The 5,969-nt window shown below is 37.7% G+C and carries 5 protein-coding genes and 1 rRNA gene; 4 read left to right on the top strand and 2 right to left on the bottom strand.

From position 1 onward, the window contains the following. Window positions 1-100: ribosomal RNA gene (gene rrf / locus J2S74_RS27130) — 5S ribosomal RNA — on the top strand; the annotation flags it as partial. Window positions 101-822: 722 nt separating this feature from the next. Here the strand turns inward: rrf and J2S74_RS27125 are convergent. Continuing rightward, window positions 823-1,515, bottom strand: coding sequence for a hypothetical protein (locus J2S74_RS27125; protein ID WP_307332851.1), 693 nt, complete (start codon window positions 1,513-1,515; stop codon window positions 823-825). Window positions 1,516-1,840: 325 nt separating this feature from the next. Between J2S74_RS27125 and J2S74_RS27120 the strand changes: the two genes are divergently transcribed. The 3 genes from J2S74_RS27120 to J2S74_RS27110 all read left to right on the top strand — a co-directional run bounded on the left by J2S74_RS27120 (window position 1,841) and on the right by J2S74_RS27110 (window position 4,266). After that, entirely contained in the window at window positions 1,841-2,815 is a 975-nt protein-coding gene (locus J2S74_RS27120; RefSeq protein ID WP_307332848.1) for a M23 family metallopeptidase, read from the top strand. 54 nt (window positions 2,816-2,869) lie between these two features. After that, window positions 2,870-3,292 carry a bactofilin family protein gene (locus tag J2S74_RS27115; RefSeq protein WP_307332845.1) on the top strand — a complete coding sequence of 141 codons (423 nt, stop codon included), beginning with the start codon at window positions 2,870-2,872 and terminating at the stop codon, window positions 3,290-3,292. A 92-nt stretch (window positions 3,293-3,384) separates the two neighbouring features. Beyond that, window positions 3,385-4,266, top strand: coding sequence for a proline iminopeptidase-family hydrolase (locus J2S74_RS27110; protein WP_307332843.1), 882 nt, complete (start codon window positions 3,385-3,387; stop codon window positions 4,264-4,266). A 54-nt stretch (window positions 4,267-4,320) separates the two neighbouring features. On the opposite strand, the gene J2S74_RS27105 is transcribed toward J2S74_RS27110, so the two are convergent. After that, a complete protein-coding gene (locus J2S74_RS27105; RefSeq protein ID WP_307332841.1) occupies window positions 4,321-5,706 on the bottom strand; it encodes a hypothetical protein in 1,386 nt (461 codons plus the stop codon). Window positions 5,707-5,969 lie beyond the last annotated feature (263 nt).

The raw sequence follows: 5,969 nt of genomic DNA, 5'->3' as shown, positions 1-5,969 counted from the left end.
GAGAGGTCACACCCGTTCCCATGCCGAACACGGTAGTTAAGCTCTCCAGCGCCGATGGTAGTTGGGGGTTTCCCCCTGTGAGAGTAGGACGTTGCCGGGCAGACGAAGACATTCTCAGATGAGAGTGTCTTTTTTATATACCGAATTATGTCTGAAATATGAATACCGCGGGTAAATTGCTCACAACGGCGGGTAACACTGCACAAATGGCGGGTAATTTGAATTTTACGGCGGGTAACGTTATTATATCCGCGGGTAAACTCAGTTGTAACTTCAGCTCCAACTAATCGAGCGGCGAAATGTGTACATAATTAAGAAAAAATGGTGTCGGTAATGTGAACGCGGCAAGCAACTGCACCTCAACGGATAGTAAATCCCTCCAACGGCATAAGGAGTGGAAAGTAATATTTTTTGTAGAAGGAGACTAACTAACATAAAGAGACTGGGACAAAACTAAAGATTTTTTAACTGGAAATACGAACAATGCACTACCTTAGCGGAGGAAATCTACGTAGACTCCTCGAAAATGCTATCACATTTTTTTCGTGCGTGGGCAATCTCACGGATGCGTAATCAGTGTCCTGCGGGAGCAAAGGCAAGGGTGAGACCCCACAGTGGGAGCCAGGATGGCGACATGACGTCGTTACCCATAGGACGTGGGCTGTCCTTAGGCGTGATTTGCGAGGAGGCTCACCAGCCGCCCGCGGAAATCGAAGTATATTTCCGAAGCGATTTTTCTATGCACCAATTATAATCTATATTTTGTTGGAATTTCTCATTGATAAAAATACTTTTGCCTCAGCCTCTTTTTTAATACAAGTATTAATCATTTTCCATTAATGTTTGCATTTGATCGTAAAAGCTCTTGTTATAGGAAGTAACAATGTGTACACGGGCTTGCTTTAAAGGTATATCTTTTTTACATCCTCGACCTTTACAGTTTACATGAGCTTGTTTTGTTTTAATTAGATATTTGTTTCTTTTTTTACAATTTGGACATGTTGCGTTAACAAGATGGATATGTGCTCCCCTTGAAAAGGCACCTTTTGTGTGGTCCTTTGTTTCTTTTGAAAGCTCTTGAAATAAAACTGCATTTGTTGCTGCCCGGGCTGTTCTTTTAACAAGAGTATCTAACGTTATGATAGGCTTTGGATTTCGAACAGGGTTTCTTTTAACTTTAATATTATCAAATTCATCAATTTCCAATAGACCATACCCCTTCGGGAGCTCTTCCCCCGATATTAGGCCAGCTGGCGTCATAATGTAGGCATAATCCGCTATGGCATGATATCCATAGGGAGCATCTAAAACTTTATCCCGTAGAAAATCACTCCGGGAAACTTTAACCTCAATAATTCGTGATTCCTTTCTTTTTAAATTTATACCTAAAGAGTCTGCAATAAGTTTTTTTCGACGGGCAAATAACTTCACTTCGTTTGCACATAAATCAACCATTTTATCTTTTAGCCAATAAAGGGCTTGTTTTTTGAAATGTTCATGATGGGAGCTTTCCATTATTATTATCCTTTCTATGTGATTCAGATTAGTACATAACGTTACTTTTTAAACAAAGCTCTATTTATATGATAGTATACTTGCTTTGAACTGTTAAAGAATTTTTTTATATAAAAAATAACTAAATGAAGTCAATACTTTTTTCCATACATTGACCCTGACTTTTCCCTATATTTGGAATGACTCACACTGTATGTATTAGGCGGATGCAACTATTTATATTGTTTAACCATAAAACTTTCCAATATAGTTTTCAAATTAAAAATATTTGGTAGAATTATAGGTATTGGTGTCGTATTTTGATAGATAATAAGGTGTATAGGGGGTGGATTCTATTTTTCGTAAGAGAAACAACAGGCAAAAGAGCTGGAGTATTATTCTATCATCAGGTCCAGATAAACCGATGAAGCATCTTCATTTCTCTCAGCGGGCATATATAGCGGCTATAGCGGTATTAGTAGCTATGCCTTTAACAATACTAGCTTTAACAGTCATTATTGATTTATTTAATACAAGTACAGGAAATTTAAAGGCCTTGGTTTCAGAGAAAGAGATGACGATTGAGGAGCAGAAGGACCAAATTGAGGAATTGCAACAAGAGTACTTTACATTGAAAGAAGAGACTCGAACCGTTCAACAAACGATCGAAGAATTTAAAGCATTTGAGTCAAGGTTAAGTGAGATGGAGCTAGAGATGCCAGCTGATATGCAAGGGAAGGATACTGAAGGCAGTGGTGGAATGGAATGGCCGGAATTAGGGGGGGCGTTTGTTGCACAACAGGGGCAAAATGTAGCTGCTAATTTAATAGAAATGAAGGAAGAGATTCCGGAATTAATGGAGAGGTTCGAGGAAACATTAGAACGTTTCCTAGCATATGAAGAGCAGCTCCGAACAATCCCAACGTTCATTCCAGCAGAGGGGAGAATATCCTCCCATTTTGGAAATCGTAAAGACCCATTTACAAGATGGACAGCCTTTCACTCTGGAACAGATATAGCGGCACCGTTAAACACGCCGATTTACGCAGCCGCTGATGGAAGAGTAACTTTAGCTGGCTGGCATGGTGGTTATGGCAACACGATTAAAATTGATCATTATGGTACATATGAAACCCTTTATGCACATCTTAACAAGATTGAAGTAGAACATGGCGATGAAGTGAAAAAGGGAGATGTAATCGGAAGAATGGGGACAACAGGCCGAAGTACTGGTGTTCACTTACATTATGAGATTAAAAGAAAAGGCGAGTATGTGGACCCTTATTTATATATGACATTCCATAAACGAAACGGTGATTAACAGGCCTGTATCCGAAACTTTAGGGGAGGTGAGCCAGCAATTGCTGGCATAACGATGTTTACAAAGCAAAACAATGAAAAGAAGTTAAGTGAAATTGCAACCGTCATTGGTACTGATACAACCATAGAAGGTACCCTTCATGTTAATTCTAGTATTCGTATTGATGGAAAAGTTCTAGGTGAGGTAAAATGTTCCGGCGATGTGACGGTTGGAAAAGATGGCCACGTGGAGCATCAGATTACTGCCCGGAATTTATATATAGCCGGGACTGTTAAGGGGAACGTAAATGTAGAAGAAAAAATACATATTTATGAGTCTGGTTATCTTGAAGGAAAGGCTCAAATGAGGACCATCATTATTGATGAAAATGGTCAGTTTAGGGGAGAAAGTTTGATGAATGGAGCATCAGCTTCTCCCAAAAATGTGGTGAAAATAGGACAAGAGGTGGAACCAGAAAAGAAGGCAAAAAGTAATTAACGAGTAACAGAGTCTGCTCATGGGAGCAGACTTTTTGTTTTAACTGTATTAATATAAAACTATGGCATTCGTTTTTGAAAGGAGTATTTAAAATGAGTTTTACAGAAGGATATGTGAATGTTACTGGTGGTAAGGTCTCGTATAAAAAATATGAGAATGAAAATGGGAGAACACCTGTCATTTTGTTACATGGAGGGCCGGGCTCCTCCCATTTTTCTATGCAAGGGTTAAAAGAACTGGCTATGGAACGCCCTGTAATATTTTATGATCAGCTAGGGTGTGGAAAAAGTGACCGACCTACTGACAAGTCCCTATGGACTCTTGACCGCTTTGTGGAGGAATTAGATCAAATAATAAAAGCTTTAAAGCTAAAGGAAGTACATATTCTAGGACACTCATGGGGAACAACCTTAGGAGCTGCTTATTATTTATCCTTTAAACCTAAAAATGTAAAATCCATTATTTTTTCCAGTCCGTGCTTGAGTGCCCCCCTTTGGGCAGAGGATCAAGAAAAAAATCGAAAACTGCTGCCGAAAGAGGTTCAGGAAACATTGAAAAAATGTGAAGAGAATGGTACAACCGATTCCCAGGAATACAAAGACGCAACTAGGGAATTTAATAAGCGTTTTGTTTGTAGATTAGATCCACTCCCTGACATATTGTTGAAGGGAGCCCACTATAGAAACCGTGAAGTATATAACATTATGTGGGGGCCTTCTGAATTTCATGTTACAGGTAATTTAAAAAGCTTTGATTGTACTGGACGCTTAAAGGAAATCACTATTCCAACCTTATATACGTGTGGGCGCCATGATGAAGCTACACCAGATTCAACCCAATATTTCAGTAAGTTAACCCCTAATGGTAAATTCCATGTATTTGAAAATAGTTCCCACATGCCTTATTTAGAGGAACAAGAGGAATATATCACCGTAGTAAAAGATTTTTTGCGGGAGAATGATCACGTTAAATGAACGAAGAGGTGTTCAAGATTTATTCCCCAGGCACCACTTCATAAATTCTAGATCTTAGAGGAGGCCGATAATATAAAAACCATATAATGCAGCAGTTAACAATATACCCAAGAAGAATACAAATCTAAAATTATGTTTTACAAGGACAATTGGTGTTTTTCCCATTAATCTGGATGCCATTAGTACTTGACCTGAAAAGGGGGATAGTTGTGCTGCTACAGTCCAAGCAATTAAAAGAACTAATGCTAAATACTCTCCACTTACTCCGAATTTGTCCGGGGTTAGGGCACTACCTATACCGATAATGATAATAACTGGATGAATTCCTACTTGAGCAAGTAAGGTAGCAAGTAAAACAATGAAAACAGTCAATAAATAAACGGAACCAAAGGATATTTGAAAAAGTAGTGTTGAAATGTGTGTCCCTAATTCCGTATTAGAAATGGCTACACCGAAAAATCCTGCACTAATAAAAACAGCCAATTCATTTTTTATCCGGGAAAATGAAGCCTGTACCTGTTCAAAAACATCATGAGCATAAAAGAAAAATAGTTTTGTAAACAAGGCCCATATTAATGGAAAAATAACCGCTAAAAGGGAGACAACTGTCAGCATATTTACTTCTAACATATAATCTAATAATAAAGATAAGAAAATAAGTACAATACAAAAGGTAATAAAGGGAATGAGGGATTGACCAGTATTACTGTTTAAATCGTGATCATGATTATGTTCCACAATGGGGTCATCAGGGAAGACGGTTCCTTTGAACATGATTACACACATAAAAAGATAAATGAGAGATAAGGCTAATCCGTACCCTCCAATATCAAACCAAGATAGTTCAAATAAAACGAGAACAAGACCCACATTTACAAAATAGGGGGACCAAAGCATGCAAAACCCAAATCCTCGCATGATTATTATGGTTAATTTTTGATCACGGTAAGAGGAAAAGCTCTCATCTGCAATTCGTTTAACAATGGCCATTGACCCAAAATTTAATAAAACCCCAATGGTTGCTGTTAAGGAAAAACTAATGAAGTACGGGTGTTTGCCGCCTTTCTTCTCCCATTTTTGTACCTTTTCTTTTAATGCGGATAAATAGCCCGCAGTAGACATAAATGTACCAATTAAAGGAATTAGCAAAAATAAGGAAAGAAGATTAATATTCTCACCGAAGCTTAAGAGGATTTCACCGAAAGATATTCGTTCTATATAAAAAAAGATTGAGCCTGATATTAGAAGTGCTATAATCACAATACGGTTAACATTCGGAATAAACAGTATGGAACATACTAACAATGTAAAGCCAAGGAAACTATAAGTATATCGGATGATGTCACTAATGATAAAATGTTCAACTAAATAAAGGATTGTCGTTACATAACAGCAAATCCCAAGTATGCGAAAAAAAAATTTCTGTTCCGTAATAGTCATCCCCTTTTAATCTCTAAAAACAGTTTGTTCTCGTTTCATTATAGCAAACTATCTTCGTGTTCTTAATGATTACTTTAATTAAGATTGGCTGGTTTCGCAAACTTTGTTGCTTTTTTAATAAAGCTTGGAGAAGCGAAAGGTGGCGAGTGGTATGTCAACACTAAACTGAACAATTCTTTTAAGGAACATAAACTTGTTAAAGCTCACATATAACATAAACGCTTTTTGAGTGCTTTTTTGGTAGGTAGTGCATACAGTTTGTC

This window comes from Evansella vedderi, assembly GCF_030813435.1.
In the GTDB taxonomy this organism is placed as follows: domain Bacteria; phylum Bacillota; class Bacilli; order Bacillales; family Salisediminibacteriaceae; genus Evansella; species Evansella vedderi.
The sequence above is the reverse complement of the archived record's forward strand: the minus strand, read 5'-3'. Positions and strand labels throughout refer to the sequence as shown.